The organism is Actinomadura sp. KC06, from assembly GCF_004348735.1.
Taxonomy (GTDB): Bacteria; Actinomycetota; Actinomycetes; order Streptosporangiales; family Streptosporangiaceae; genus Spirillospora.
On sequence record NZ_SMKT01000380.1, the window covers coordinates 1 to 1,495 of the forward strand.

Below are 1,495 nucleotides of genomic sequence, written 5' to 3' on the forward strand. Positions count from 1 at the left end.
CCGCCCACCCGGACGCCCCCGGATTCGGCGATCCACGCGTTCTCCCGCTCCGGGTCGTGATCGTGGACGTAGTCGGCGACGACCTTGGCGACGAGCGCCTCGTAGGTGCGGTCCCAGCCGCATTCCACGTCGTAGAGGGCGCCGTTGCGCTCCACCACCCAGCCGAGGTCGCCGGGGCGGAGCGGGCGCAGGACGACGTCGCCGTCCGGGCGGCGCGGCCGGTCGCCGAGGACGTCGTGGATCGTGCGCATCGCGGCGAGGAGGCGCCGCCGGTCGCCGGCGGGCAGCCCGTCCAGCAGGCCGCGGATCTCGCTCACGGACCGCTCGTCCAGCATCGCGAAGACCTCGCGGCCGTGCGGGGTGAGCCGGACGACCTGGCGGCGGGCGTCGCCGGGCGAGCGCTCCCGCGCGACCAGCCCGTCGGCCTCGAACCGGGTGAGCATCCGGCTGAGGTAGCCGGCGTCCAGGCCGAGGTCGCGGCGCAGGTCGAGGACCTCGGTGTCGTCCCGCTGCGCCAGCTCGAAGATCACCCGCGCCTCGGTGAGGGAGTACGGGGACCGGACGTGACCCTCGCCGAGCGCGCCGATGACGCCGGTGTAGAACCGGTTGAACGCCCGGACCGTGCCGACGTCCCCCTCGGTCACCTCCATGCTCCGCCTCCTAACGTTTGACTGAGTCAAACGTTACGCGACGGGCGGGCGGTTTTACCAGCCCCCGGGAGGGACGGTCAGGCGCCCGCCTCGGCCTTGGCGCCGCGCAGCGCCCGCGCGTCCTGGACGATCCGCCGCTCCACGAAGAAGGTCATCAGCGGGACGATGCCGCCCAGCACGATCAGCACCATCCGGTTCAGCGGCCAGCCGGTGCGCCGCCACAGGTCGTACGCGGCCAGCAGGTAGACCATGTAGAGGAAGCCGTGGACCGGCGCCACGACGCCCGCCAGGGCGGGCATGTCGGTCGGGCCGTACTTCAGGACCATGCCGATCGCCAGCAGCACCAGCAGCGTGCCGACCACCAGCGCCAGGATCCGGTACCGGGTCACCGCGCCTTCCACAGAACACACCTTTCATCGACGGCCCGCAGGCCCGCCGTCCATGGCGGCCGGGCGCGCGGCGGGGTCAGCCGCGTCCGCCGCTCTGGGAGTTGAGCCGCGCGAGGTAGCGGTTGTAGGCCGCGAGCGCCGGGTCCTCTTCCTCCTGCCGCCGGATGATCTCCCGCTTCACCTCGGCCTCGGCGGGCTCCTCGATCACCTTCGGCGCGGGGGCGGCGCCGGAGCGCTCGTCGCGGATCATCTTGACCCACATCACGATCACGAACAGCGCGAAGATCGGCCATTCGAACGTGTAGGCCCAGCTGCGGTCGTTGCCGCTCTGGGCCCGGTCGTACTGCCACCAGCCGAAGCCGAGGAACGTGCCGCACAGCACGATCGCGAGCACGTGCAGCCCGATCCAGCCAGGGGTGAGGAACCGTCGCACGCCCCCGAGCCTACCCCCGACCC

At 72.4% G+C, this 1,495-nt stretch carries 3 protein-coding genes; all 3 read right to left on the minus strand.

The features are described from left to right. The coding region (locus E1287_RS43175) for a MarR family winged helix-turn-helix transcriptional regulator (protein WP_131971931.1) at positions 1-650 on the minus strand (650 nt) is incomplete at its 3' end. Positions 651-727: 77 nt separating this feature from the next. After that, positions 728-1,051 (minus strand): DUF3817 domain-containing protein, encoded by a 324-nt coding sequence (locus tag E1287_RS43180; RefSeq protein WP_131971933.1) that lies wholly within the window; start codon positions 1,049-1,051, stop codon positions 728-730. A gap of 64 nt (positions 1,052-1,115) precedes the next feature. Further along, the coding region (locus tag E1287_RS43185) for a hypothetical protein (protein WP_347814015.1) at positions 1,116-1,495 on the minus strand (380 nt) is incomplete at its 5' end.